The sequence below is a fragment of the Aurantiacibacter sp. KMU-128 genome, from assembly GCF_056933515.1.
The window spans coordinates 2,756,600-2,782,739 of the sequence record NZ_JBXORT010000001.1 but is presented as its reverse complement, the minus strand read 5'-3'; the positions used below and the strand labels follow the sequence as shown (position 1 = coordinate 2,782,739).

Annotated in this window: 25 protein-coding genes; 13 read left to right on the top strand and 12 right to left on the bottom strand. The window is 63.7% G+C overall.

Annotated features, from left to right (window positions below):
• The first annotated feature begins 50 nt into the window (after positions 1-50).
• Together ACS0VV_RS13620 and ACS0VV_RS13615 are read left to right on the top strand one after the other, a co-directional pair.
• Positions 51-794, top strand: coding sequence for a DUF4019 domain-containing protein (locus ACS0VV_RS13620; RefSeq protein WP_483533234.1), 744 nt, complete (start codon positions 51-53; stop codon positions 792-794).
• A 65-nt stretch (positions 795-859) separates the two neighbouring features.
• Positions 860-1,291 (top strand): hypothetical protein, encoded by a 432-nt coding sequence (locus tag ACS0VV_RS13615; RefSeq protein ID WP_483533233.1) that lies wholly within the window; start codon positions 860-862, stop codon positions 1,289-1,291.
• Positions 1,292-1,339: 48 nt separating this feature from the next.
• Here ACS0VV_RS13615 and ACS0VV_RS13610 read toward each other — a convergent pair whose 3' ends face one another.
• The 3 genes from ACS0VV_RS13610 to ACS0VV_RS13600 all read right to left on the bottom strand — a co-directional run bounded on the left by ACS0VV_RS13610 (position 1,340) and on the right by ACS0VV_RS13600 (position 3,307).
• On the bottom strand, positions 1,340-1,696 hold the full coding sequence (locus tag ACS0VV_RS13610) for a hypothetical protein (RefSeq protein ID WP_483533232.1): 357 nt from the start codon (positions 1,694-1,696) through the stop codon (positions 1,340-1,342).
• A 2-nt stretch (positions 1,697-1,698) separates the two neighbouring features.
• A complete protein-coding gene (gene phbB / locus ACS0VV_RS13605) occupies positions 1,699-2,421 on the bottom strand; it encodes an acetoacetyl-CoA reductase (RefSeq protein ID WP_483533231.1) in 723 nt (240 codons plus the stop codon).
• A gap of 112 nt (positions 2,422-2,533) precedes the next feature.
• A complete protein-coding gene (locus ACS0VV_RS13600; protein WP_483533230.1) occupies positions 2,534-3,307 on the bottom strand; it encodes a hypothetical protein in 774 nt (257 codons plus the stop codon).
• Between the two features lie 338 nt (positions 3,308-3,645).
• Between ACS0VV_RS13600 and ACS0VV_RS13595 the strand changes: the two genes are divergently transcribed.
• The 5 genes from ACS0VV_RS13595 (at position 3,646) to ACS0VV_RS13575 (ending at position 9,930) form a co-directional block, all read left to right on the top strand.
• A complete protein-coding gene (locus ACS0VV_RS13595) occupies positions 3,646-4,095 on the top strand; it encodes a DUF3576 domain-containing protein (RefSeq protein ID WP_483533556.1) in 450 nt (149 codons plus the stop codon).
• 21 nt (positions 4,096-4,116) lie between these two features.
• Entirely contained in the window at positions 4,117-6,657 is a 2,541-nt protein-coding gene (gene leuS / locus ACS0VV_RS13590; RefSeq protein WP_483533229.1) for a leucine--tRNA ligase, read from the top strand.
• 82 nt (positions 6,658-6,739) lie between these two features.
• Positions 6,740-7,279, top strand: a complete 540-nt coding sequence (lptE, locus tag ACS0VV_RS13585; protein WP_483533228.1) for an LPS assembly lipoprotein LptE — start codon at positions 6,740-6,742, stop codon at positions 7,277-7,279.
• Entirely contained in the window at positions 7,276-8,310 is a 1,035-nt protein-coding gene (gene holA / locus ACS0VV_RS13580; protein WP_483533227.1) for a DNA polymerase III subunit delta, read from the top strand. The genes lptE and holA overlap by 4 nt, the downstream gene beginning before the upstream one ends.
• Positions 8,311-8,445: 135 nt before the next feature.
• The gene (locus ACS0VV_RS13575) at positions 8,446-9,930 is read left to right on the top strand and encodes an exopolysaccharide biosynthesis polyprenyl glycosylphosphotransferase (protein ID WP_483533226.1); all 1,485 of its coding nucleotides are present in this window, start codon (positions 8,446-8,448) and stop codon (positions 9,928-9,930) included.
• Here ACS0VV_RS13575 and fcl read toward each other — a convergent pair.
• The 4 genes from fcl to ACS0VV_RS13555 form a co-directional block, all read right to left on the bottom strand.
• Positions 9,927-10,865: a GDP-L-fucose synthase gene (fcl, locus tag ACS0VV_RS13570; protein ID WP_483533225.1), complete on the bottom strand. Its 939-nt coding sequence runs from the start codon at positions 10,863-10,865 to the stop codon at positions 9,927-9,929. The two genes, ACS0VV_RS13575 and fcl, sit on opposite strands and share 4 nt — an antisense overlap.
• A complete protein-coding gene (gmd, locus tag ACS0VV_RS13565) occupies positions 10,865-11,926 on the bottom strand; it encodes a GDP-mannose 4,6-dehydratase (protein ID WP_483533224.1) in 1,062 nt (353 codons plus the stop codon). The genes fcl and gmd overlap by 1 nt, the downstream gene beginning before the upstream one ends.
• Positions 11,927-12,005: 79 nt before the next feature.
• Positions 12,006-13,037 carry a beta-1,4-glucuronosyltransferase WelK gene (welK, locus tag ACS0VV_RS13560; protein ID WP_483533223.1) on the bottom strand — a complete coding sequence of 344 codons (1,032 nt, stop codon included), beginning with the start codon at positions 13,035-13,037 and terminating at the stop codon, positions 12,006-12,008.
• Positions 13,030-13,527: a hypothetical protein gene (locus tag ACS0VV_RS13555; protein ID WP_483533222.1), complete on the bottom strand. Its 498-nt coding sequence runs from the start codon at positions 13,525-13,527 to the stop codon at positions 13,030-13,032. Before ACS0VV_RS13555 ends, welK begins: the two co-directional genes overlap by 8 nt.
• A gap of 151 nt (positions 13,528-13,678) precedes the next feature.
• Here ACS0VV_RS13555 and ACS0VV_RS13550 point away from each other — a divergent pair, with 151 nt between their 5' ends.
• The 3 genes from ACS0VV_RS13550 to ACS0VV_RS13540 are packed head-to-tail and all read left to right on the top strand — an operon-like array spanning position 13,679 to position 17,838.
• Complete coding sequence (locus tag ACS0VV_RS13550; protein ID WP_483533221.1) at positions 13,679-14,392, top strand: polysaccharide biosynthesis/export family protein; 714 nt, start codon at positions 13,679-13,681, stop codon at positions 14,390-14,392.
• 12 nt (positions 14,393-14,404) lie between these two features.
• Complete coding sequence (locus ACS0VV_RS13545) at positions 14,405-16,618, top strand: GumC family protein (RefSeq protein WP_483533220.1); 2,214 nt, start codon at positions 14,405-14,407, stop codon at positions 16,616-16,618.
• A 26-nt stretch (positions 16,619-16,644) separates the two neighbouring features.
• Complete coding sequence (locus ACS0VV_RS13540; protein WP_483533219.1) at positions 16,645-17,838, top strand: glycosyltransferase; 1,194 nt, start codon at positions 16,645-16,647, stop codon at positions 17,836-17,838.
• On the opposite strand, the gene ACS0VV_RS13535 is transcribed toward ACS0VV_RS13540, so the two are convergent.
• The gene (locus tag ACS0VV_RS13535; protein WP_483533218.1) at positions 17,835-18,752 is read right to left on the bottom strand and encodes a glycosyltransferase family 2 protein; all 918 of its coding nucleotides are present in this window, start codon (positions 18,750-18,752) and stop codon (positions 17,835-17,837) included. The two genes, ACS0VV_RS13540 and ACS0VV_RS13535, sit on opposite strands and share 4 nt — an antisense overlap.
• 122 nt (positions 18,753-18,874) lie before the next feature.
• Between ACS0VV_RS13535 and ACS0VV_RS13530 the strand changes: the two genes are divergently transcribed.
• Together ACS0VV_RS13530 and ACS0VV_RS13525 are read left to right on the top strand one after the other, a co-directional pair.
• Positions 18,875-19,144 carry a spike base protein, RCAP_Rcc01079 family gene (locus ACS0VV_RS13530; RefSeq protein WP_483533217.1) on the top strand — a complete coding sequence of 90 codons (270 nt, stop codon included), beginning with the start codon at positions 18,875-18,877 and terminating at the stop codon, positions 19,142-19,144.
• On the top strand, positions 19,141-21,144 hold the full coding sequence (locus ACS0VV_RS13525; protein ID WP_483533216.1) for a hypothetical protein: 2,004 nt from the start codon (positions 19,141-19,143) through the stop codon (positions 21,142-21,144). The genes ACS0VV_RS13530 and ACS0VV_RS13525 overlap by 4 nt, the downstream gene beginning before the upstream one ends.
• Here ACS0VV_RS13525 and ACS0VV_RS13520 read toward each other — a convergent pair.
• From ACS0VV_RS13520 to ACS0VV_RS13505, 4 genes are read right to left on the bottom strand one after another with little or no spacing between them, the layout of a single operon-like run.
• Positions 21,141-22,643, bottom strand: a complete 1,503-nt coding sequence (locus ACS0VV_RS13520; RefSeq protein WP_483533215.1) for an oligosaccharide flippase family protein — start codon at positions 22,641-22,643, stop codon at positions 21,141-21,143. The two genes, ACS0VV_RS13525 and ACS0VV_RS13520, sit on opposite strands and share 4 nt — an antisense overlap.
• A complete protein-coding gene (locus ACS0VV_RS13515; RefSeq protein ID WP_483533214.1) occupies positions 22,594-23,880 on the bottom strand; it encodes an O-antigen ligase family protein in 1,287 nt (428 codons plus the stop codon). The genes ACS0VV_RS13520 and ACS0VV_RS13515 overlap by 50 nt, the downstream gene beginning before the upstream one ends.
• 60 nt (positions 23,881-23,940) lie before the next feature.
• A complete protein-coding gene (locus ACS0VV_RS13510; RefSeq protein WP_483533213.1) occupies positions 23,941-25,239 on the bottom strand; it encodes a polysaccharide pyruvyl transferase family protein in 1,299 nt (432 codons plus the stop codon).
• Positions 25,232-25,690 (bottom strand): acyltransferase, encoded by a 459-nt coding sequence (locus tag ACS0VV_RS13505; protein WP_483533212.1) that lies wholly within the window; start codon positions 25,688-25,690, stop codon positions 25,232-25,234. Before ACS0VV_RS13505 ends, ACS0VV_RS13510 begins: the two co-directional genes overlap by 8 nt.
• Before the next feature lie 100 nt (positions 25,691-25,790).
• Between ACS0VV_RS13505 and ACS0VV_RS13500 the strand changes: the two genes are divergently transcribed.
• Complete coding sequence (locus ACS0VV_RS13500; protein WP_483533211.1) at positions 25,791-26,120, top strand: acyltransferase; 330 nt, start codon at positions 25,791-25,793, stop codon at positions 26,118-26,120.
• Positions 26,121-26,140: the final 20 nt, after the last annotated feature.

Sequence of the window (26,140 nt, the reverse complement as noted above, 5' to 3'; positions counted from 1 at the left end):
ACGAATTTTTCGGGGTGGCACATTGATGGCCCCGCGCTTAGCCAAGCGCAATGGCAGAGAATGTCGATACGCTCTCCGAAAAGGAGAAAGAGGCGCTGCGTCTTATTCTGCTCGGTCATGATGCCAAATCGATGGCGGGCGAGCTTGCGCTATCGGTGCATACGGTGAACGAGCGGCTGCGCAATGCGCGGCGCAAGCTCTCTGTCACCAGCAGCAAGGAAGCGGCGCGCGTGCTGCTGGAACATGACGGCGCGCACCCCCATTCGCTTGTATACAAGAATTTGGGGGAAGCAGAGGGGGCATCGGGCACGGCAGAAGGCGAGGCAGACGATGGCGGCGCGAGGAAAAGGATTGCCCTTTTCCCCGTCATCGCAGGAGTGCCTGTCATGTTGATATTCTTTGCGAGCCTTGTGCTGGGCTTCATTCCCGCCGCCAGCAATATGCCCGAACCCGCCGAACAGACGCGCGCGACCGAGGCCGAAGCGGCGGCGCGCGCGTGGCTGGAACTGGTCGATGAAGGGGATACGGCAGGAAGTTACGCGCTGACCGCTGCGCGTTTCCGGTCGCTCAACACCGCCGAAGTGTGGGCGCGGGTGGTGCGCAGTGTACGCGAACCGCTCGGTGCAACACGCGCGCGCCGCCTGATCGGCGTCGACACGCCGCCCACGCCCGAAGCCTACACCACCGTTCGCTTCACAACGACGTTCGAGAACCGCGCGGAACCCGCCACCGAAACGGTGACGCTGGTAGAGGAAGACGGCGACTGGCGCGCGGTCGGCGTGTTTCTCGAATGACTTGAGCAGGCCCGTTGCTCCCCTTAGTGTTGCGCCCGGCGTTGCAGCAATAAGGGGAGCCGGGCATGACAGAAATTTCGTCGCATAGCGGCAAGGCGAAATTATGGGCGCGCCGCTTTTTCGGCATGGGTTCGCTGCGGCCCGAGGAATATCGCGCTTCGATCAATGCGCTGAACATTTTTTTCGGCGCGATTATCGGGGTGAACTTCTCGTCGATGCAAGAGCTTCCCTTGCGCGATTATGCTTATGTGCTGCTGCTCACTTCGGCGCTTATCGCGCTGATCCTGATCGTGTCCTATTCCAAACGCCGCATTCTGTCGGCGGTGCAGCTGATCGTGGCGCTGGCGGGCTATTACTACCTGTTCCGCATCCAGGTGGTGATCGAGGGGGTGACCGACCATTTGCTGGTGACGCTCGGCATCTGGGCAGCCTCGGCGCTGTTTTACGAATTCAGTGCGCAAAGGGAGCCAGCGGGCACAGAAGATGCCGGGCCGTAACGCGCCCTCTTCGCTGGCAAGGGGGGCTTGCGCCGCGCAGGATTTCGCTCACGCTACGACTTCTGCTCCGATAGCTGCGAGCCCTTGCAAAACCGCTGCTTTGTCGTGCTCTGGCGCAAGCGTGAATTCGAGCATCCAGTGGTTCAGGCTATAGTCTGTGCAATACGGTTCGTCCTCGCCCGGTGCGGCGTTTGGGGTGGCCTTGAGCTTGGCAAACGGAGGTGATGCAGGCTTGCGCAACCGCTCCGCCCAGCCCGCCCGCGCGGGCGGCCAGAGCAGGTAGAGATCGGCATAATGCGAGCTTTCGCGGTGTTCGAGGCGGACACCGAAAACCTGCTCCAGCTGCTCGCGCAGCGCATCGCGACTGGCAGGATGGACCGCCGCTGTGAGGTAGCGGTCCGCCACGCTCAATACATATGCTGCCCGCCATTGATCGACAGCGTCGATCCGGTGATGAACGCGCCTTCTTCCGAAGCGAGGAAGCTCACGCCGCGGGCAATTTCGCTCGCCTGGCCGAGGCGGCCGACGGGGATCTTGGCGACGATCTTCTCGAGCACATTTTCCGGCACGGCGGCGACCATGTCGGTGTCGATATAGCCCGGCGCGATCGCGTTCACGGTGATGCCGTAGCGCGCGCCTTCCTGTGCCAGTGCCTTGGTGAATCCGTGAATGCCCGATTTGGCGGCGGCATAGTTGACCTGGCCATATTGCCCCGCCTGCCCGTTGATCGAGCCGATATTGATGATGCGGCCCCATTTGCGGTCTTTCATGCCTTCGAACGTGGCTTTCGCCATGTTGAAGCATCCGCCCAGATTGGTGCGCATCACGTCTTCCCAATCCTGCAGGCTCATGCGCATCAGCGTGCCATCGCGGGTGATCCCGGCATTGTTGACCACGACATCGATCGGGCCGATCTCGTCGGCGATCTTGCTGCAGGCGGCCAAAGTGGCTTCGTGGTCGCCCACATCGAATTTGTAGGTCGCGATGCCGGTTTCCTCGGTGAAGCGCTTGGCCGCGTCGTCATTCCCGGCATAGCTGGCGACAACGGTAAAACCGTCCGCTTTCAGCGATTCGCAAATCGCCTTGCCGATACCGCGCGTTCCGCCGGTGACCACTGCAACACGTGCCATACGTTTTTCTCCCATTTGTTCGAGTCGTTGCCCTGTTCTTAGGACACGGCTTGTCGCAGGAGCAAAGAAAAACCCCGCCGGAGCGGGGTTTGGAATACGAATTTCCTGCTGCTTAGAAGCGGAATTGCGTGCCGATATAGACGGCCTGGCTGTCCTGCTGGTCCACATCAGGCAGCGGCACGATGTCGCGATCCTGTTCGACCCGGACACCGGCGGTCAGATCGATATTGTTGGTGAGGCGGAAACTACCACCGACATCGAGCAGCTGGTCGCTGACCGAGTTTTGTGCCTCGCGCGCGGTGGCGGAGCGGCCTTCTTCCAGCGCGACGCGGGCGGCGAAGCGGCTTTCCTCGCCATCGCCGGTGCGGCGCGGGGCGTAGGAGCTAAGCTCGGGCAGATCGGCTTCGCTCAGGCGACGCGAAAGCACAGGCGCATTCGGCGTCGTCAAACGCGCAGGTGCGCTGGCCGTTGCCGGAACGAAATTGCCGTAGCCGCGGGCGATGCCGAGATTGTAACGCAAAGGCGCAATCCGCAAACCCGCCCCCGCACTGCTGCTGGCCGCACCATTGGCACCGGAAAGCGCCTGCGCTGTCTGCTGGTCAACGCGTACTGCCGCGGTGACCGAACGTTCCGGCCCGGGCGCGGTTGCTCCGGCAGGGGTAAAGCGCAGCATCTGGGCCTGACCAGCCCCGCTGCGTGCCACCAGTTCTGCAATTTCGGGGTCGGCGGCGGCCGGCGTGAACACAAACTGCGCAACTTCCGTCCTGCTCCCGCTCGAAAGCGCGCCCACGGCGAAGACCGAGCTTGGCAGAGCGGCAGCAACGAGCGTAGCCGACGCAGCGAGCGCCAGCTTCTTTCGTGCCAATTTTCTGCCCAGATTGCTCATGCGGACCTGTTATCTCTCCCCTGCTGCACACACAATGAATACGCCAGCGCGACTCAAAGGTTTGCAGACACAATGACACCGGTACGACTTCGGCGGCTGATTTTCCAGAATTCCTTCGGCCGGTGTCCCACTTTTTGACAAGTGTTGCGCTGCGCCCACAACCCCTTAACGCGTCAGGCAGCGCAATCGACGCACTATTAAGCGCGCATTCACGCCGTTTGGGTGCATTTGCCCGCCTCTCATACTGCTGCGCCTTGCCGCGCGCGGCCCGGTGAGTATAGAGGCAGCACAGCGCGGGCATAATCGCCCCGCACGAAAGGTTTTGACGGGTTTTCATGATGGCACACTTCACTTTCCGCTCTTTCGCCAATGCGGCGCTTTGCTCGGCGGCGGCGTTTGGCCTTGTCGCGTGCGGCGGCGGCAGTGACGAGCGGTTGCGCACCGATCTGGCAGCGGCGCAAACCACGACGATCGGCGTCAATTCCTATCTCTGGCGCGCCAGCCTCGAAACCCTGTCCTTCGCGCGGCTGACCACGGCGGACAGCGCGGGCGGCGTGCTGATTACCGACTGGTACAGCCAGCCGGAAAACCCCAATGAGCGGGTGAGCATTTCGGTGACCATTCTCGACCAGACGCTGCGCGCTGACGCTTTGCGCGTGAACGCCACGCGGCAGGTGCTCCAAGGCGGCCAGTGGGTCGATGCGCCGGTGGCGGCGGCCACGGTGCAGCGGCTGGAGGACATCATCCTCACCACCGCGCGCGATATTCGGCGTTCCACCATCGACTAAGTCCCGCTAGGGGGACGTCCCATGAGTAGCGAAAAATTCCAGGTCCGGTTCGATCCGGCGACTGCCGACGCGCGCTGGCAAAAGGCGTGGGACGAAGCGCGCTGTTTCGAAGCCGACAGCGCCTCTGCCAAGCCCAAATCCTATGTGCTGGAGATGTTTCCCTATCCCAGCGGGCGCATCCATATCGGCCATGTGCGCAATTACACGATGGGCGATGTGCTTGCGCGCTATCGCAAGATGCAGGGTTTTGAAGTGCTCCACCCGATGGGCTGGGATGCCTTCGGTATGCCTGCCGAGAACGCGGCGATGGAAAAGGGCGTCCACCCCGGCGGCTGGACATATGACAATATCGCCACGATGAAGGGCCAGCTCAAGCAATTGGGCTTCGCGCTCGACTGGAGCCGCGAATTCGCCACCTGCGATGCGAGCTATTACGGCCACGAACAGGCGCTGTTTATCGACCTGTTCAATGCAGGCCTCGTCTACCGCAAGGAAAGCGAAGTGAACTGGGACCCCGTCGATATGACGGTGCTGGCGAACGAGCAGGTGATCGACGGCAAAGGCTGGCGTTCGGGTGCCGAGGTCGAGAAGCGCAAGCTCAACCAGTGGTTCCTCAAGATCACCGACTTTGCCGAGGATCTGCTCGACGGGCTCGGCACGCTGGAGGACTGGCCGCAAAAGGTGCGGCTGATGCAGGAAAACTGGATTGGCAAATCGCAGGGGCTGGAGTTTTCCTTCGACCTTTCGAATGGCGGGAAGCTGCCCGTTTACACCACGCGGCCCGACACGATTTGCGGCGCGAGCTTTGTTGCGGTGGCTGCGGACCATCCGGTGGCGCAGGCGCTGGATAGCGACGCGGCGCGCGAATTTATTGCTTTGTGCAAGAAGGGCGGAACCACGGCGGCAGAGCTGGAAACGGCGGAAAAGCTCGGCTTTGACACCGGCATTACTGCCAAGCATCCCTTCACCGGCGCCGACCTGCCGCTCTACATCGCCAATTTCGTGCTGATGGATTACGGCACCGGCGCGATCATGGCGGTGCCGGGGCACGACCAGCGTGACTTCGAATTTGCCAGCAAATACGGACTGCCAATCCCGCGCGTTGTCGCCTCCTCGGCCGAGGAAGCGGACAAGCCCTTCGATGGCGAAGCGGAGGCGGGCGAGGGCGTTCTCGTCAATTCGGACTTCCTCGATGGCAAGAGCGTTGAGGATGCGAAGGCCGAAGTGATCCGCCGTGCGGAAAGCGAAGGCTGGGGCAAGGGCACCACCGTCTGGCGCCTGCGCGACTGGGGCGTTTCGCGGCAACGCTATTGGGGGACGCCCATCCCCTTCATCCATTGCGAGACTTGCGGCGTGGTACCGGTGCCCAAGGAGCAATTGCCGGTCGAACTCCCCGAAGATGTCTCGTTCGAGCAGCCGGGCAATCCGCTGCTGCGCCATCCGACATGGAAGAACGTCGCGTGCCCCAAATGCGGCGGCGCGGCGGAGCGCGAGACCGATACGCTCGACACTTTCGTCAATTCGAGCTGGTATTTCCTGCGCTTTGCGAGCCAGCCGGCGGACAAGCCCTTCGATGCCGAAGAAGTCGCCAAGTGGATGCCTGTCGGCCAGTATATTGGCGGGATCGAACACGCGATCCTGCATCTGCTGTATGCGCGGTTCTGGACGCGTGCGCTCGCCCATGTCGGCAAGCTCGATGTGCAGGAACCCTTCGCCAGCCTGTTCACGCAGGGCATGGTGACGCACGAGACTTACAGCCGCAAGATCGACGGGCGCGATGTCTATTTCACGCCCGCCGAAGTCGAGCGGTCGAGCGATGGCGCGGTGCTCAGCGCCGATGGCCAGAAGGTCGATATCGGCAAAGTCATCAAAATGTCGAAGTCGAAGAAAAACGTCGTCGACCCCGAAGACATCATCCGCGATTACGGTGCCGATGCGGTGCGCTGGTTCATGCTCTCCGACAGCCCGCCAGAGCGAGATCTGCCGTGGTCCGAAGCGGGGATCGAAGGCTGCGGGCGGTTCGTCCAGCGCCTGTGGCGGCTGTTCGCGCAATGCGGTAATGGCGGGGCCGGAGCCGATGCGAATTACGACAAGGCGCTCGACCGCAAGCTCCACCAGACGGTGGCGGCGGTGGCAGAGGATATCGAAGCGCTGTCCTTCAACAAGGCCGTGGCGCGGATTTACGAGCTGGTGGGCGCGGTGGAGAAGGCCGAGCTTTCGTCCACCCGCTCCGATGCGATACGCAAACTGGCGATCCTTGTCTCGCCGATGATGCCGCATCTCGCCGAAGAAGCGCGCGCGCAGTTCAATCTGGGCATCGGGCTGGTCGCCGAAGCCGCGTGGCCCGAAGTCGATCCGGCGCTGCTGGTGGAAGACGAAGTGACCATCGCCGTCCAGCATATGGGCAAGCTGCGCGACACGCTCACCGCGCCCAAGGGATCGTCGAAAGAGGATTTGGAAGCGCTTGCGCTCGGCAGCGAGAAAGTCCAGCGTTCGATCGATGGTGCGGCCATTCGCAAGGTGATCGTGGTGCCTGACAGGCTGGTGAATATCGTTACGTGATCGCTACGGCACCTTATTGTCATCCTGAACCTGTTTCAGGATCCATTGCGCCACAAAGAGCGGAGCCAGGAAGGATAGATGGATGCTGAAACAAGTTCAGCATGACGGAAGTGGGATAGGCGGCGCATTGCGGCTGCTGGTGCTCGTGCCCGTACTCCTGCTTGCCCCGGCCTGCGGCCTCCAGCCGATCTATGCGGGCGGCTCTCAGGGCGTGATTGCGCGCGGGCTGGCCGATGTCGAAGTTGCGCCGATCCCCGGTGACGAAGGCTGGCTGGTCAAGAATGCGCTCGAAGACCGGCTGGGGCGCGGCGCGAATGGCGGAAGTGCGCGTTACCGGCTGGATATCGTGCTCGACGATACGCTCGAAGGCTTTGGCCTCCTCACCGACGACACCATCGGGCGCGAACGACGCACCTTGCGCGCGCGCTATCAGCTGGTGGATATCGCCACCGACACAATTCTGGTCGATGCGACCGCCGGTTCGGATGCGGGGATCGATGTCGTGGGCAGCGAATTTGCGACCATCGCCGCCGAACAGACCGCGCTGGAAAACCTTGCCGAGGACGTTGCCGACCAGATCGTGGTCCGCCTGACGCGCGTGCTGCGCGAGCAGGAGCAGTGAAGGCCAGCAATCGCGATTTTCTGCAAACCGCCAAGCGGGCGGGCGGCAAATGCCGCCTGTTCTTCCTGTGCGGACAAGATGAGGCGGGCGCTTCTGCCGCCGCTGCCAAAATCATTGAAGCCCTGCCCGATGCGGGCGAGCGGGTCGATTTGTCGGGCGGCGATCTCAAATCCGATCCCGCACGGCTGGTGGACGAAGCGCGCTCCACCTCGCTGTTCGGCGATTCGCGCTATATCGTCGCCCGCGTGTCGGGCGAGGATGCGCTCGCCGCGATGGAAAGCTGGTGCGAACTGGTGGACCGGGGCGAGGCGAGCGAAAGCTGGCCGATCTTCATCATTGCCACCGCCGCCACCGACAAATCGCGCAGTGCCAAACTGCTGCTGAACCGCGACGATGCGCTGGTGGGGATTTTCTATCCGCCCGATCTCGGCTCGGTAACAAGCGATGTGCGGGCCATGGCCGATGCGGCCGGAATGCGGCTGGAAGGCGCGCTTGCCGAAACCATCGCCCGCGCGGCGGGGCTCGATGTGCGGCTGGCGCAGTCCGAAGTGGACAAGCTCGCGCTCTATCTCGATGCCTCCCCGCAGTCGCCCAAGCGCGCCGATCAGGCGGCATGGGACGCGATTGGCGCGAGCACCGAGGAGGATGGCTTCATGCCGCTCGTCAATGCCGCGCTGGGCGGCGAGCTGGGCAAGCTGCCCGGCGAACTGGCGCGGATGCGCGAAGTGTCGCTCAATCCTGTCGCGGTGGTGCTGGCGCTGGAACGGCGCGCGGTGCAACTCGCCACACTCGCGCCCCGGCTGCGGCGCGGGGACGATATGAAGAGCTTTCTGCGCGCCAATGGCGTATTTTTCAAAGAGCACCGCGAAGTCGGCGACCAGCTGATGCGCTGGAGCGGCGGCAAGCTGGAGCGGCTCGTCCCGCGCCTTGCCGACCTCCACCGCTCGCTGCTCGCCAACAGCCAGACGGCAGAGCTTTTGCTGGCCCGCGAACTGACGCAAATAGCCCGCTACGCCGCCACGCGGCGCTGATTTGGCGCATACTTGGCCCGCTTCACCCGTAAAACTGCGTAAAACCCTAAGCGATTTCGTGAATCTTCATCTCCATTGGAGTAGGTAGTTCCCCTTAGAGATGCGGCGCTGCGCCGCGTTAGGGCGACAAAGACAATGGACGACACCGCGCACAGCCGCGATTTCGATGCCGCCACGCCCTATCCGGCGACGGAAACCGGTGCGGAGACGTCATGGAGCCCGGCCAACGATACAGCCGGATGGCCGCTTCCGCTCGCGCCCAAATCCGGACTTCTCCCCTCGCTCGAACGCAAGCGTTTGCAGGCCTATCTGGCGCTGCTGGCGGGCGATGTGGTGATTATTCTGGCGACGTTCTTCGCCGTCTCGGTGCTCTATTTCCAAACGATCGCAAACTGGTCGCTGCTTGGACGCGGGATGGTCTCGGCCTATATCATCCTGCCGCTTTATCTGACGCTTGCACTGTATAACGGCACCTATTCGCGCCGCGCGCTGACCGATTGGCAGGCGACATCGCTACGCGCGGTCGTCGCACTGGTGCTGTCGGCGGCGCTGCTCAACCTCTTGGCCTTTTTCGCCAAGAGCAATGCCGAGCTCTCGCGCATGGTCTTCGCAGTGGGGCTGGCCAGCGCGATTGTTCCCATCGTGCTGTCGCGGATCGCCATGGTGCGTTTCGTACGGCGGCGCTGGGGTGGCACGGCGCAGAACCGGCTGGTGCTGCTGGCGGGCGGTCCGCCGCTGGTGCTGGCCCACGCGCTGCATATCGATGCGGGCGAGCATGGCCTTGTGCCCGACCTGAACGATCCGCAGGCGCTTGACCGGCTGAGTCGCTATCTGCGCAATATGGACCAGGTCATCGTCTCCTGCCCCGCTGCCACCCGCGCGGCCTGGGCGCAGGTGCTCAAGGGCACAGGAATTCACGGCGAGGTCACCCACCAGCTGGTCCGCGAGATCGGGGCGATTGGCGTCGTCCATCACGAGGAAGCGGGCGTTTCCGCGCTCAAGGTTTCCGCCGGGCAGATGGGCATTCGGGCACGGGTGGCGAAGCGGTTGTTCGATTTGGCGGTGTCGGGTCTGGGCCTGGTGCTGCTCTCGCCGCTGCTGCTGGTCACCGCGCTGCTCATCAAGCTGGAGGATGGCGGGCCGGTGCTGTTCGTGCAACAACGCATGGGCCGCGGCAACCGGCTGTTCGATATCCTCAAATTCCGCTCGATGCGCGAGGGTGACGCCACAGGCGCACAATCTGCAGCCAAGGATGATGCGAGGGTTACGCGGGTCGGGCGCTTCATTCGCCGAACCAGTATCGATGAGCTGCCGCAGCTGATCAATGTGCTCAAAGGCGATATGAGCATGGTCGGCCCGCGCCCGCACGCGCTGGGTTCAAAGGCGGGGCAGAAGCTGTTCTGGCAAGTCGATGACACCTACTGGCAGCGCCATGGCCTGCGGCCCGGCCTCACCGGCCTCGCCCAAGTGCGCGGCCTGCGCGGCGCGACCGATTGCGAGGCCGATTTGACGAGCCGCCTGCTCGCTGATCTGGAATATATGCAGGGCTGGAGCCTGTGGCGCGATATGGCGATTCTGGCGCGCACGCTGCAAGTGCTGCGGCATGAGCGCGCGTTCTAGTTCTTGCGCTCACCCGCCAGAAAGGCGCGGTAGGCATCGGCGATCCCGTCGCGCAGTGCGATCTGCGGTTTCCAGCCCATCGCGGCGATCTTCTCCCCGCTCATCAGCTTGCGCGGGGTGCCGTCGGGCTTGCTGGTATCCTTGGTGATGGTGCCGGTGAAGCCGACCACCTCGCACACCATTTGCGCCAGCTCGATGATCGGCAGGTCGGTGCCTGAGCCTAGATTGACGTGTTCATCGCCCGAATAATTCTTCAGCAAAAACACGCAGCCATCGGCGAGATCGTCGACATGGAGAAATTCGCGGCGCGGGGAGCCGGTGCCCCAGATCTCGATTGTTTCTGCGCCCGCTTCTTTCGATTCATGGGCCTTGCGGATGAGCGCGGGGAGGACGTGACTGTTTTTGAGGTCGAAATTGTCGCCGGGGCCGTAGAGATTGGTCGGCATCGCGCTGATGAAATCGCTGCCATATTGCCGGCGGTAGGCCTGGCACAGCTTGATCCCGGCGATTTTGGCGATGGCGTACCATTCATTGGTCGGCTCAAGCGGACCGGTCAGCAGCGCATCCTCCGGAATCGGCTGCGGGGCGAGCTTGGGGTAGATGCAGGAGGAACCGAGGAAGAGCAGCTTTTCCGCGCCATTGCGGTGCGCCGCCTCGATCACATTCGCCTCGATCATCAGATTGTCGTAGAGGAATTCCGCCGGATAGGTGTCGTTGGCAAGGATGCCGCCGACCTTGGCGGCAGCGACCACCACGGCATCGGGCGAGTTGGCGGCAAACCAGTCGCGAACCGCCGCCTGTTCGCGCAGATCGGTGGCACGGTCGCTGGTCAGAACCTCGCAGTTTTCCGATGCCAGCCGCCGCACAATCGCGCTGCCGACCATGCCTTTATGGCCCGCGACATAAATCCGCTTGCCCGCCAGATCATAGGCCATCAGTCGAAGCCCGCGATGGGTTCGGCCTTCATCGCTTCGAGATCGGCGAGCACCATTTCGCGCGCCAGCTCGCGCGGCGAGGTTTCATGCTCCCAGCCGAGTTTTTGCTTGGCCTTCGCCGGATCGCCCAGCAGCAATTCGACTTCGGTCGGGCGGAAATAGCGCGGGTCGACTTCGATCAGGCAGCGGCCATCGCTCAGCGCGTAGCCCTTTTCCTCAACACCTTCGCCGCGAAACTCCACCGGAATGCCCGCATCCTCGAACGCCCAGCGCACAAATTCGCGCACTTCGGTGGTGATGCCGGTGGCGAGCACGTAATCATCCGCCTCGTCCTGCTGCACCATCAGCCACATCCCGCGCACATATTCGCGCGCATGGCCCCAGTCGCGCTGTGCATCGAGATTGCCGAGATAGAGCTTGTCCTGCCGCCCCAGCGCAATCGCGGCGGCGGCACGGGTGATCTTGCGGGTGACGAAGGTCTCGCCGCGCAAGGGGCTTTCATGGTTGAACAGAATGCCATTGCTGGCGTGGATGCCGTAAGCCTCGCGGTAATTCACGGTGATCCAATAGGCGTAGAGCTTCGCGGCGGCATAGGGGCTGCGCGGATAGAAAGGCGTCGTCTCGCGCTGCGGTACTTCCTGCACCAGACCGTAAAGTTCGCTGGTGGACGCCTGATAGAAGCGCGTCTTTTTCTCCAGCTTCAGAATGCGGATCGCCTCCAGCAACCGCAGCGTGCCGATGGCATCGGCATTGGCGGTGTATTCGGGCGTTTCGAAGCTGACCGCAACATGGCTTTGCGCGGCGAGATTGTAGACCTCGTCCGGCTGCACTTCCTGCATGATGCGGATCAGATTGGTGCTGTCGGTCAGATCGCCATAATGCAGATGGAACCGCTGGTTATCGACATGCGGGTCTTGGTAGATATCCTCGATCCGGCCGGTGTTGAAGCTGGACGAACGGCGCTTCACGCCGTGCACTTCATATCCCTTTTCGAGCAGAAGATGCGAGAGATAGGCCCCGTCCTGTCCGGTCACGCCGGTGATGAGAGCTTTCTTGGACATTCGGGATCCCCTTGGTGTTCGCAGGTGCAAAAGCGCATTTGCGCCGGAGTTTCAAGCGCGGGTTTGGCAAAAGCGCGCCCTATCGCGCTTGGGGTGTGTCCGCAGCGTCAATAAGGCGGCACAAATAGTCGCCAAGTGCGCCATAATCGCTGCGCACGGCCAGCGGCGAGTGGGTTTCGATGGCGGCAAGACATTGGCCAAGGCTCTTCGCATCATGCGCCACCTGCACCAGACCGCGCGCTGCGAAAGCCTCGGCGATTTCGCGCTGGTGGTCGTCATAATGCTCCCCCGCAGCGGCACGGCGGGGAATGACGATCACATGGCAATGCTGCTCCAGCGCGCCGAGGATCGATCCGGTGCCGCCATGGCAGATAACAATGCGGGCGCGACGCAGCACATCCTGCATCTGCTCGCCGGGAAGCGTGGCGACGACGTCAAGCCCTTCTCCGCTCGCACCGCTTGCTTCGCCCGCTTGTATGATCACCCGCCCGGTTATGTGGTCTTGCTCCTTCGCCTCATGCACAAGTCTAACGAGCCGGGGGAACGGGAGCGTCGCGCCGACAGTGGCGAGGAGCAGCGGTTCCTTGGCCGGTGGCAGATTGGTGCTTGATACGATAGGATCGAACACGGCCTCTGCCCGCAGCGCTTTGCCCACAGGCTCTGCCTGTGCGATCACGTGATGCGCCAAATGGCGGGCGACGCGCGCAAAGCCGCTTGGCGCATGGAACCGCGCAAAACTGTCGATCAGCACAATGCGCGCGCCGAATAGCCGCGCCCACAGAACGACAAAGATCTGCGAGCCAGCCCCTGTCGTAATCACCCATTGCGGGCGCTTTTCGCGGACTATGGTGAGCGAGCGCCACAGGCTTTGCCAAGCGGCCGCCAACATCGCCCGCTTGCGCCCCAGCCGCACTTGCCCCAGCGCGAAATGCGGCACGAAATGCACCTCCTCCCGCTCCGCCAGCGAGCGCCCGAGCGCGGTGTCCTCGGTCACGAAGAAATGCGGATAGGCGCTCCAGAAGCAGCGCATTTCGAGCAACTGCCGCAAGTGCCCGCCGCCCGATGCAGCGAGGCAAAGGAGTGGTGCGTTGGCGGTGCCGATGTCAGCCATGCCGCCGCCAGACGGCGAATGCGGCAAGAGCGCAAACCGTCACCAGCCCGCCTTCCAAAAACCAGTTGAGATGCACCGGACCGCCATACAGCAGACGGTCGAGCGGAGAGAAGGAGATCAGCCGCAACAGGATCAGCCCGCCCAGCCCTGCGAGCGCGGCCTCGGCCCACCATCGCGCGCGCTGTTGCTTGCCCAGCCGCTTGCGCCGCCGCCGCAGCGCTGCCGCCAATACCGCACCCGCCAGCAGGACAACGCCCGCCAGTACGGCCTGAATGACGCGCCTGCCGGAATAGAGATCATGCACCGCCAGCTGGCCGCGCATCGCGTTGCGGAGGGCATCTTCTGCGCCGGCGATTCGCCATGCTGCTAGCGCGAGGAAGACCACCACCAGCCACAGCCAGAACCTCTGCCCGCTGGCGCGCGCGGCAAGCCCACCTAAAGCGGCGGTTACACAATATGACACTATGCCGAGAAGGGCAGGAAAACTCACGCTTTTCTCCGGCTTTTGGGCCGCGCGGGGGGATTTGGAGAGCGCGCCCACCGACTAACTCCCAGCTTATCCCTCTTGCGCCGTTGCACTGCCTCAATTGATTACGCTACGCAATGTGTCAGGAATACCGACAGGCGACGCCGAAACAACCATGCCATTCCGCATCAGGACACAGATCTCGCGCTTGGGTGCCGCCGCCATGGCGATGGCTGTGTCCGCTTGCGCCGCGTCGCAGCCGGTTCCGCCCGGTGCGATCAATCCGGTGGTCAGCCCCGAACTGGGCCAGGTGACATTTGCTCCCGCAATGGTCGAAGCCTATGTACTGCGCCTCGGCGATTCGGTGGCGGTGAACGTTTTTGGCGAAGAGGATATCTCGCTCGAAAGCGTGCTTATCTCTGCCGATGGTCTCGTCGCCGTCCCGCTGATCGGCGAAGTGCAAATGGCCGGCCGCAGCAGCGGCGAAGTCGGGCGCGAGATCGCCGAGCGGCTGGGCGAGCGGTATTTGCGCGATCCGCGCGTGGCGGTGAATGTGCTGGCCTATGGCTCGCATCTGGTGACGGTGGAAGGCTCGGTCGAAACTCCCGGCGTCTACCAGTTTGCGCCCGGCACGCGATTGTCGGGCGGACTGGCGCTGGCCGAGGGCGCGACGCGGGTGTCCGATCTGCGCGATGTGGCGATTTTTCGCGAAACGGCGGACGGGATGCAGGTCGGGCGGTTCGACTATGTCGCGGTTCGTGCCGGGCAAATGGTCGATCCGGTGTTGCAACCGGGCGACCGGATCGTTGTCGGCACCGACAATCTTTCACAATTCTGGCAGGATCTGTTGCGGACGCTCCCCGTATTCGGCCTGTTCACCAATCTCTAGGCGGCGCGCGCAGTGGTAAAGAGCGATCCCGCAGGCAGCGTCCCCTTTCTCGACAGCTATCTGAGCGAGTCTGGCGCAGCCGCACGCGGGCCGCTTGGCGAGATTACCTTTGCTTCGATCCGCGGCATCCTGTGGCGGCAGCGTTATGTGCTGGTGATTGTCACCGCGCTCACCGCGTTGGCGGCGCTGATCCTGACTTTGCTGATGACACCGGTCTACGAAGCGCAAACCACGATCCGTTATGACCCGCCGAGCGGCGCGACAGTGACCGGCGACGACCTCGAACGCTATGTCTCCGCCAACGAAGTGGGCGCGGTGATGCGCACGATTGCCGAGGTTGCCGAAAGCCGCACGCTCGCTCTGGCGGTGGTCGAGGATCTTGGGCTGGAGGATAATGAGGCGCTGCTGGGCGATATGCTGCGCGACGGGCAGCCTTCGGGCAAAAGCGACGAGGCGTGGTTGGCTGAACGGCGCAGTGCGGCGGCGGCGATCGTGCAGGGCGGGGTCAGCACCGATGTGCCTTACGATTCGCGCGTCATCACCCTCGCCTTCCGCTCGACCGATCCGCAGCTCGCCGCCAGCATTGCCAATTCGCTGAGCGAAAACCTGCTGCGGCAGGACGTCGCGCGCGGTCTGGAAACCAACGCTTTTGCCCGCGAATTTCTCGAAGAGCAGATCGCCGACACCCGCATCCGCTTGCAGGAGGCCGAACGCGAGGCGATCGATTTTGCCCGGCGCAATGCGATTATCGGCCCGGGCATTGCCACGGGGGAGGATGACGACAGCAGCGAGGCGGGCACAGCGCCCACGCTCACCGCAACCAATCTCGCCCGCGTCAACCAGGCCTATGGCGAGGCGCGCGCCGACCGGATCCGCGCGCAGGAACGCTGGCAGGCGGTGTCCGGATTGCCCGCCGCGCAACTGCCCGAAGTGCAGCAAAACGCGCAGGTGCAGGCGCTGGCTGCGCAGCTGGCCAACTTGCGGGCGCGGGAAGCGCAATTGCGCCAGCGTTATCTCGACGACTATCCCGATCTGCGCGAAGTTGTGGCCGAGATTGCCGAGACCGAAGAGCGCAAGGCACGCGCCGAGGCCGATATCCGCCGCTCTATCCGCAGCGCCTACGAAGTGGCACAGCGGCAGGAGGCGGCGCTGGGGCGGGAGCTGGAACGCTCGGCCAATTCCGCGTTGGCGGAGCAGGACGAGCGGGTGCAATACAATCTGCTCGAACGCGATGCGCAGGCGTTGCGTTACCAGCTTTCGAACCTGCTCGACCGTTACAACCAGATATCGTCGGCGGCCAATCTGGGGACCAGCACGATCAGCCGCATTGATCCGGCTATCGCGCCGGGCGGAGCGGTTGAACCGAACCTGCTGCGCAATTTGCTGGCGGGCCTTGTGGCCGGCATCGGGCTTGCGGTGGGCCTTGCGCTGCTGCGAGAGATTTTCGACGATCGTATCCGCTCAGCGCAGGATGTCGAACAGAAGCTCGGCCTGCCGATCATCGGACAGACGCCCTATGTCGATCCCGATACCCTTGCCGACGCGGTAGAAGACCGGTTCAGCCCTGTCAGCGAAGCCTATTCCGCCATCCGCGCCACGCTGGACTTCAACGTGCTCAGGGAAGGGCACAAGATCATCAGCATCACCAGCGGCGAAAGCGGCGAAGGCAAAACCACCACGGCGATTGCGCTCGCCCGGCGGTTTGCGATGGTCGGGCGCAAGGTGCTGCTGATCGATACCGATATGCGTCGCCCGCGGCTGGCGCGCCTGTTCAGCGGGACAAAGCCGGAATCAGGCCTGCTGGCCGTGCTATATGGTCGCGTCGCACTGGCAGAGGCGCTGCTGCCGCATGAGCAAGCGGGCCTTGATGTGCTACCGATCGAGCGGATTCCCGACAATCCGGTCGAAGTCCTGTCCTCGGGACTGCTGGCCGAATTGCTCGCCGCGCAGCGCGAGCATTATGATCTGATCCTGCTCGATAGCTCGCCTGTGCTGGGCATTGCCGATGCGCCGCTGATTTCACGCCATGCCGATGTGACGCTGCTGGTGATCGAAGCCAACCGCGCGGCATCGGGTCGCACGCGCGCAAGCATCCGCCGTCTGCGCGAAGGCGGCGCGCGCGTGGTCGGCGGCGTGCTGTCGAAATTCCGCGCGCTCGATGTGGGGGAGGATTACTCCTACCAGTACCAGTATTACCGCTACGGCGATGGCGGGAATGCGGCTTAGGCGGGCGCGCCGCGCGCTGCTGCGCCATGGACGCTAGACCGCGCATCCTGCATCTTTCGGGCGATTATCCCGATCCCATCCAGCCGGACAAGACGCTGGCGATTGCGCGCCTGCTGGAGCTGACTGCGGACGATTTCGATCACCGCGTCATCTCGCTCAACCGCGTCTCCCCGTCGGCGCGGGAAGGCGCTTTGCTGGCGAGCGGAGCGGGCGCTGCGGACGCTATGATCGGTCCGCCCACGCCGTTCGACCGGGGCATCGCCTTCACCTATGCCGCGCCGCCCAAAGGCGTCTTGCACCAGACCGCGCTCGTACGATTGGCTAAAGGGTTAGAGCACCGGCTCGGCCAGCATTGGCGCAAGGACTGGCGGCCCGATCTGATCGTGGGCCACAAACTCACCATCGAAGGGATTGTTGCCTGCCATCTGGCGCGGCGTCTGGGTGTGCCCTTCGCTCTCTCCTTGCAAGGCAATACGGACAGCCGGATCACCGCCGCCCGCCCCGATTTGCGGCGCTGCTTTGCGCAGGTTTTTCACGAGGCGAAGATCGTCTTCCCCTTTGCCCCGTGGACCTTGCGGCTGCTGGAGGAGCGGCTCGGCGCACGCGCGGGGCCGAGCATTGCTCTGCCTTGTGCGCTGGAACGCGACACCATGATGGCTCCGCGTGCGGGCGGCGAAGGTCTGGTGAGCGTTTTCCATCTGGCAGGCCATAGCTGGAAGAATCTGCGCGGCATGGCGCATGCGCTCTCGCTCCTCGCCAAGCGCGGGGAGGAAGCGCGGCTGGACATAATCGGCGGAGGCGGAGAGGCGCTCACTCAGAAGCTGGCCGCCCGTTGTTGCAAGGTGCAGGGTCTGGGTTTCGCAGGCCACATCGCCAGTGCCGAATTGCCTGCACGGATGAACCGCGCCGCCGGCTTCGTGCTGCCCAGCCTGCGCGAGAGTTTTGGCATGGTGTTTACCGAAGCGCTGTTTGCGGGCCTCCCGATTCTCTATCCGGCAAGACGCGCGGTGGATGGCTATTTCGATGACGCGCCTTTTGCGCTGCGTGTCGATCCGCGTGATTCAAGCGCCATCGCGGAGGCGATGGCGCGCCTGTTGCGGGAGGAGGCGGCAATGAAGGTCGCGCTCGCCGATTGGCAGGGCTCGGCGGATGCGCAGCGATTTACCCGCGCGGGGATTGGCGAGGCTTTTGCCCAAGGTCTGAGAAAAGCACTGCGCTAATCACCATAACCGCGCAGCCATTCGCGCCGCCTTTGCCAAAGGCTGCGCCAAAGCGCCTTGTCGCCACGGTTTGATACGAGCGATCCGGCACGCCGCGTTGCGCTCCATAACCAGAGCAGGGCGAGGCCGAGAGGTTGGACCGGGGCGCTCCAATGGTCGCGGATCAGGCTGCTTTTGGCACGCAGCAATTGCACCATTTTCTCCTCGCGCTTTGTCACCGAGCCGCCGCCCAGATGCACTATTTCGGCTGTAGGCGTGATCATCGGCTGGCACCCCATCGCCTTGGCGCGCAGGCACAGATCGGCATCCTCGCCATACATGAAAAAGCGCGGTGAAAAGCCGCCCAGCGCCCGCCACAAATCGCTGCGGATAAGCAGGAAACAGCCCGACACGATATCGACCTCGGCCACGCTGTCACGCGGCCAGCCGCCGATCCCCTCGGGGTTGAACAGCGCGCTCTGCCGGAAAAGGCGGGTGAGGCCAGTGGCGGAGCAGAACAGGCTCCACGGCGTCATGCGGTTCCAGCACGAGCTGGGATTGAGGCTGCCATCAGCAAACAGCGTCCGCCCGCCGACAACGCCCGCCTGCGGGTTCGCTCTTGCGAAATCGAGCAGCGCGGCAATCGCGCCGGGCCGCGTCTCTGTGTCCGAATTGAGCAGCAGCAAATGATCTGTCGTGATCCGCCCGGTCAGCGCGTTATGCGCCGCGCCGAAGCCGATATTCTCTGCGCTCCGCACAAGCTCCACCTGCGGGAATTGCGCCGCCACCGCATCGGCTGATCCGTCATGCGAGGCATTGTCCCAGACGACCACGTGCATCGCCACCCCGCCCGCGTTCTCGAAGAGCGACTCAAGCGCTTTCAGCGTCAACTGGCGCGTGTTGAAGCTGACGAGAATTACGGTGAGATCGGCCATGGCCCTTAGTTGTACGAGTGCGCCCTCGGCGAGACAATGCGCGGCACGGTCGCATTTCGCGCTTTCCTACAGGATTTGCGAATCGCTACCCGCCCGGCCTGTTTGATCGAAGGAGCCTTCCCATGCCCGAAGACCGTTACACCGCCGCCAGCGACAGCGTTACCGCACCCGCCCGCTCATGCTTCCCCATTGTGCCGGATGATCTGGCGGAATTCCCTGTCGCGGCGAAAGCGCTCTATGTCGGGCTCGGCGGCGATCTGGTGCTGCGGGCGCAGGACGATGATGCGGATGTGACATTCCGCGATGTGCAGCCCGGCAGCATTCTGCCCGTGCGAGCGGTGGCCGTGCGCGCCACTGGCACCAGTGCAGCGGACATTGTGGGGCTGGCATGAGCGCGGCGCTTGCGCTTGGCCTGCGCCCATCGGCCAGCGGCGGCAGACCGGCGGCGCGGCCCGCTCCGCTCCCCGTGCTTGACCCTGCACCTGCCTTTACCGGCGCACCCGCGAGCGGCTTTGCGAGCGTCCCCGCCGATCCGCAGCGGATAACCGCCAAGCCCGCCTGCCGCCTGCTGGTGCCGCCGCGCCAGCGTTTTGCGGGAAAGCTCACCGTCGGCGTCTATGCCGGGGCCAATGATGGCGGCAGCCTTTATGACACGATGGGGCTCGAAAAAGTGGTGTTCCACTATGAAGGCACCAGTGTGGACGTGACCGAGCCGCGCGTGCACAGCTTTCGTGATGCCAATGGCAAGAGCGTCCACTATTTCGGCTATTGGGCCGAGCTGGCGGACAATGGGACGCATGGCGAGGCGCTGCTCTATATTGAGGCAGTGCCACGCGATCCCTTCATGCAGGCGCGTGTTATCGGCCCCTACAGCTTCTTCCCCGCTGCGAGCGCGCATGATCTGGTGCTCGATATCCGCGCCGATGGCAGTGGCGATTTCACCAGCATTGCCGCCGCCGCCAGCCATGCCAAGGCGCAGGGCGCGGGCCACCCGCGGCTGCGCATCACCCAAGGCGGCACCTATGATCTGACGGCGGTTGCCGGGTCTTACCTTCCGCAAGGCTATTGCACGATTGAAGCTACCGAGCCGGTGGTCATCTCCACCGACGCCGCGGCATTCGACGGCGGTTCCTTCGTGCGTTTCCGCCCCTTCATCGAACACCTGCATCTGCGCGGGGCGAACATCACCGTCGATTTTGCCCATGCGCATGAGCTCGAACTGGTGACCGGATGCTGGTTCGATGGCTGCCGCTTCACCCAGTCGCGCGGCACTTATGCGCTGTGGCGCAAGACGACGCGCACATTCCTCGGCTGGCTGATCCGGGGGAGCCACTACTTCACCGAATGCACCTTCACCCATACCTATAACAGCCTCGACAAATGTCTGCTCGCGCGCGGCAATGTGGTGCAGGATTGCTGGGCGGATATCTTCAACGATTCCTACTGCATGGTCGGCAACCGCGTGCTCGGCCATGACAGCCGCGCTTATGTTGACCAGATCGCGGCGCTCGATGCGAGCTATACCGGGCCGGAAGCCAGTGCGACTATCGCCATTTCCAGCAGCAATCTGCTCACCATTACCTATGGCGCGGTGACCGAGACGCTGCAAATCAAGACGACGCAAGCGGCCTATCTGGCGAATGATGCCTATAGCGTTGCGGATGTCGCGGCGTGGCTCAATGCGCGGCCGGGCTGGGAGGCGAGCGTGCTTGACGATAGCCGCGCGGCACACGCTTTGGGCGTCGACGGTGGCAAGGGCCTGTCCTTTCCGCCGCAAGCTGTCGGAGCGGTGCCGCTGCGGCTCTATACCAGTTTCGACATCCATGCCGATTGGTTCCAGATCAGCACTGCGGCGGCGCTCGAAAACATCGTGGTCGCCGACAATACCGGCATTGAGCTGGTGACGCAGAACCTGTTTATGCCGGGACAATTGCTGGCCGATGTGCTGGTGCTCAACAATGCCTTCCACAACAAGACCGATGCGTCCAATTCGAGCGATCTGGGCAGTGCGGTGAGCGGCGCGCGCAGCCATCTCGTGGTGGCGCATAACACGATGGCAACGCAGGTTTTGCGCATCAACAGCGCTGGGCTTTCGGTTGATCCCTATTGCCTGGTTGCAAACAATTCGCTGCGCGCGCTGATCTGGCAGAACGGGCCGAGCGCCGCGCTGGCGATGGCGAACAACCATGTCCACGGGGTTGAAGCGGGCAAGTCGGCGGACACGGCGAGCACGGCGGGCGGCGATGCGATGACGCTCTATGCAGACGCTGCGGCAGGTGATTTTTCACCGCGTGGTGACCTGCTGGCGGCACCGGCCCCTGCGGTGGTTCGCGCTGCGCTTGGCCGCCGGATGCGCGGCGCAATGGCAGCAAAAGGCGCGGCGGCAGCCTAGGTCGCGCGGCGCAGGCGGAGCAAGGTGTAGAGCCGGTTGCGGTATTCGCGCGGGCTCGCAAAATGCGCGACCACCGCGCTGCCTGCGCCTGCTATCGCTGCTGCTGCAATGGAGATGCCCCATCCCACGAGTTCGCTGTGCAATGCGATGGTGACAGTGATGGCGAGAGCTGACGGTGCCAGCCGCAGCAACACCGGCGTGGTCGCCAAGCCTGCCTTCGCCATCAACACGCCAGCATCGATCACTGTGCGCAGCAAGAAGACGAGCGCAAACCCTGCCAGCCCCCAGATCGGCGCGACCAGATACAGCGCGGCGACAAACAGCGGCACTTGCACCAGATGCCACAGCGCGGTGAAGCGCGGCTCTCCGCGCGCCTGAATGAATGTCGCCGCCAGCACCGACACGCCGCTCAGCCAGAAGGCTGCGAGCAGCACGCGCGCGAGGAGGATCGAGCGTTCGTCGAGCTCGCTCCCCAGCCACAGCCGCAGCAGCGGATCGGCAAGGCATATCAGCACCAGCATGAAGGGGGTCGAGAGGTTGGCGAGCATCACCACCGCATGGCGCGCGGTTGCCAGCGCCTCGTCTGCACCCAGCGCGGAGAAGCGCGGGAACAGCACGCGGATCACCGCTTGCGGCACCAGCTGGGTGCGGCTCGCGATCTGGTACGGCACGCTATAGGCAGCCACCGCCACCGCGCCCAATTGCAGGCCGATCAGAAAGCGGTCGGCCATGGTGATGACCGGCCGGGTGACGGTCGAGAGCATGATCCAGCGCCCGAAATCGAGCAGCCTTGCAGAAATGGCGCGCGAGAATGCGCCGCCTCCGGCGCGCAGCATGACGCGCCACACCGATGCAGCGGCGAGCAGCAGGCCCCCAAAGCGCGCGAGCAGTGTCGCGGCGAGCAAAGTGCCCAAATCGGGGCCGATGGCGAAAGCGACGGCAAGCGGGAGCAATTGCAAGGCGCTATTGGTGACAAGCGTGTGGAGCGAGACCGCGCCGAACCGTTCCTCTCCCGCAAGGCAACCAACGGCCCAGCCGAACAGCGTGACGCACAATGTCGCTGCGCCGATCATCCACACTGAGGGCAGGACCTCACCCTGCAATGCGGGCGAGAGCGCCATGCCATGGGCAAAGAAGGCATAAGCAAGTAAAGCGCCGACCAGCCCGGTCACCAGTCCCGCGCCCAGCGCGAGGACAAAACCGGTAACAGCAATGTCTGCGGGCGCTCCGTCCTTGCCACTCGCGATGCGCTGCGTGATGGCATAGCCAAGGCCGAAATCGGCTTGTCCGGCAAAGACAAGGATGAGCCATGCAATCGCCAGCACACCGTACCGCTCCAGCCCGATCTGCCCGATCAAAAGCGGTAGGGTGATGATGGTCACAAGCAGCGGCAAGCCCGCACCGAGCGCCGAATACACACTGTTGCGGGCAATCGTCACGGCGGCGCGATTACCCGTCCCGCGCTCGCGACGCAGGCGCAGCGACCAGCGATCCGCCAAGGCCGAGAATAAACATCAGCCAGATATGCGATTCGCCGAAATAGGTCACCGTCATGCCGACGAAGATCAGGGTGAAAAGGCAGAAATTATAGCCGACCAGCACAGCACGGTGTTCCGCTTCGCGCCCGGCGCGCAGGCCCGCTGCCACCATCACGCCGGTCATCGCCACCAACAGCAGCAGAGGCACCAAAATGCCGTGACGGATTGCCAGCACAAGGAAATGCGCGTCGATACTGTCGGTCATCCACGCGGCGCGATCGATCAGGCCGTAGCCATAGCCGAAGACCGGCTGCCGCTCGACCGCGTCGATGCCATATTGCCACTGCACGCGGCGGATATAGGCGGTTGCCGGATTGATCGTAAACGGGGACAGCGCGGCGATAATTCCGTTCGCCGTATACAGTTGCGCTGCCAGTAGCAGCACGAGGCCAATCGCGGTCATGGAGAACCAGCGCAGCCGTGCAATACTGCGCTTGAGATATTCCAGCGCCGACAGCCCCAGCACGAGGAAAAGCCCCAGAATTGCGGCGGAGGACAGCGAGAAGAACCCCGCCAACGCCGCGCCCAGTCCGGCGAATTTCGGCCAGCCGCGAAGCCCGGCGAACAGGAACAGCGGGAAAGCGCTGATCAGCACCGCGCCGCCGAGAATGGGGTGCGAAAACACCGAATAGCTGCGCAGCAGGCCAAGACGGACTTCGTTCTGGTAGACCAGATCGGCCACGGCTTCACCGGCGAAATACTCTGGCAGCGGCCCGAAAATCTCCCGCCAGAAGGGTCGCACCAGCAACCGGTGGGAGACGCTTTCCAGCGTCATCAGCGCGCCTGCCACGGCAAGACCGGGCGCGATGGCCACCAGCAGGCGGCGGAAATCTATTGTGCTGCCCACCGATATCCGCGCAACAAAATAGGCCCCGGCAAAATCCACCACCAGCGCGCCTGCGCGCACCAGCCCGGTGCCCACGCCAAAATGCACGGTGAAAGAAACCAGCATCCAGATGGCCGCTAGCGTCACCAGCGTGTCGGTCAGGCTCCAGCGCGTGTGGCCGCGCAGATAGCGAAGCATTACGACGCCCAGCAGCGGCAGGATCGCCATGCGATACGAATAAATGTTGAGCCCCGCGGCGGAAATCCGCACTTCGGGCGAGAACAACATGATCGAATAAATCAGGATGGCAGCGGGCAGGATGCGTTGCCACGCGCCTAATGCCGCCCCTGTTGGCGCGAACGGTTCCTGCATATTTGCAGGCCTCTGGGGATCAGGAATGGCGGCTGCGTGCACTGGTGAACCTCTGCCTGCTCATACCGTCAATCGCCGCGCGAAGGAACCGCGCAGCCGCGCCCGCCGCACTTGCGGGAAATTGCGCATCACCCGGCGCAGTGCGCGCTGTATTCGGTTGGCTGGCGTGAGCGATGCGCTGTCGAGCCGGAGTAGCTCTAACACATCGGCCTCTGCCACCGGCACGTTCGTTCTTGGTTCACTGGCAATCGCAGCACACAGCGCATCGAATCCCGCCTGCGCACGCTGCCGCGCCTCCGCGCATTGCGCCGCGCGGTCGCTCGCCTGCGAGGCTGAGAAGGTTTCGTCGAGATCGGCAATTGTCAGCGCAATTCCGCTATCGATCCCCGCTGCGAGCAAGGTCTGGCGGTGCTTGCCATCAGCGCCGCCATTGCCCGCATAGACCGATATCGGCAGGCCGAAAGCCGCCGCCGTCACTGCGGCATGGAGCGATGACGTCACCACGCCTTTCGAAGCGACAATGATCGCTGCGGTATCGAGCACCGGGCGCAAATCCTCATAGGGCACGACCACCCGCTCCGCCAAATCGGGGGCAAGGCGGGCAATGGCTTTGGCGGCAAGCTGCAGATAATCGTGATCACCCAGGAAATGGCACACCGGCACCAGCAACGCCTTGTTGCCCGTCCGCCGGAGCAGCGCAATGACCTGCTGCAACCACGCCGCATCCTGCCCCTCGGCATAAAGCGGGGAGATATGGCAGACGATGTAGCCTTCGGGCTCCACTCCCGATGGCAGAGCGCGCTGCGCCCGCTCATGCCATTCGACCGCAGTGAAAAGATCGGCAAGCAGGAACACCGGATCGACCGCGATCTCGCAAACCAGAAGCTGCGCTGATACCGCATCCCGCGCGCGCACCCATTCGGCGCTTTCGAGCACTCGCGCACTTGGGCCCAGTGCGCGCACCAGCGAAGGCGGCACGCCGACTCCATGCGCAAAGAAGCGCGCTTCGCCGCGCCCGTTCCACACGGTCGGTGCCAGCCACATCCGCAGATAGTGGCTGAGCGTGTTGTCCGGGACCAGATAGGTGCCCGATGAATGCCCGACTGCCAGCGTCTCCCCGCCGGTCTGGATCAGTGCATCGGCAGCGATAGGCGGCTCGTCCAGCTTGGCGGGAAGCGCGTGGACTTGTGCACAATCGAGTATCTCCGCCGTGCGCGCGAAGGGCGAATAGAGCGTGATCGCCGCATCGGGGAAATGCCCTCGCAGCAAATGCGTATAGACATGCGCGAACAGGCAATCGCCGTAATTCTCGACATCGAATGTGCCGATCAGCCCGATCTGCCGGGATGGCTCAGCCATCTGCCGATTGCTCCGGATGGTAGTAGCGCCGCGTATTGGCATCGGCTTCGGGCAGGCGGCCGAAGGCGCCGGTTTGCAGATCGCTACGCACCACGCGCGCCGGATTGCCCAGCACCATGGCGCGCGGCGGCACGTCGTCGAACACCACCGCGCCCGCGCCGACAATCGCATTGTCGCCGATGCGCACGCCGGGCAGGATCATCGCGCCCCCGCCGATAAAGCAATTCGCGCCGATCTGTGTCACTGCACCCTCGCGCGCCATGATGATGGTGTGGAAGGCAACAAGGCTTTGCGCGCCGATGCGGATCGAGCCGCGCCCCGCCGGGAAGAACCGCGCCGAAAGCGACACTTGCGTGCCCGGCGCGATTGCGATGCCATACCGCCAAACTAGATAGAGCCGCCGCATCGCCAGCAGGGTTTTCCGCAATCCGCGAAAGTTTCTGAGCGTCACCATCTCTATGCGCCGCCGCCTGCTTGCAGCGGCAAAGCCAAGGGCATATCGCAGGCATATGCTAGGCCCTGCATCACCTTTTCTTAGTTTCCAAAAGCTGTTGCGCCGCCGGATCTGGCGGCAGGACATCCATCCCGACGCGGATATCGCCGCCACCGCGCATATCGACCGCACCTGGCCCAAGGGCATCCATATCGCGGCGGGCGCGGTGGTGGAGGATCACGCGGTTATCCTCGCGCATGATATGTCGCGCGGGCTTTATCTTGATACGCATATCGGGGAAGGCGCACGCATTGGCATTCGCGCGATTGTGATGCCCGGCGTGCGGGTGGGCGCGGGCGCGATAGTCGATCCCGGCGCGATTGTGACCGGCGATGTTGCCCCGGGCGAGCGGGTGCGCGGCAATCCGGCGAAACCGGTGCAGGACTGACCGGCCCGTAACGCTCCGCC